The following is a 403-nucleotide window of genomic DNA, read 5'->3' on the forward strand; positions in this document are numbered from 1 at the left end:
CCCTAAATTTGCAATTAGAGAGATTTTAGGGATTAATAAATTTTCTTGAATAAGATCACTGTTTTTGGTGATATTATTTAAGAAATCTGAATGGTTACGGTTGTCAATTTGGTTAAATTCACGCGATAAATAATGTAATAAGAGACGCCTTTTTAGATCTAAAATAACTTTTTTTACATATTGGTTTTTAAGATAGGAATAGGAACAAGAAATCAAGAACCACAGTAAAATCGAACTTACACAAATAGTGATATGAAAGAGTAATCCACTATTTGAATTAGATATACTATCAAGTATTCTTCCTAATTGGAGAGAGAAGAATGTCATTAAAAGAGCACTTGTCAGACTTAATAAAATAATCAAGAAATATAGTAATTTATATTGTTTCATAATCTGGTTCATA

Annotated in this window: 1 protein-coding gene; it reads right to left on the minus strand. The window is 27.0% G+C overall.

The genetic code is table 11. The features are described from left to right. Positions 1-402, minus strand: a 402-nt coding sequence (locus HMPREF2926_RS10650) for an ABC transporter transmembrane domain-containing protein (protein WP_141751787.1), incomplete at its 3' end; no start/stop codon positions are given. Position 403: the final 1 nt, after the last annotated feature.

Origin of the sequence: Streptococcus sp. HMSC078D09 (assembly GCF_001813675.1) — a bacterium.
Taxonomy (GTDB): Bacteria; Bacillota; Bacilli; order Lactobacillales; family Streptococcaceae; genus Streptococcus.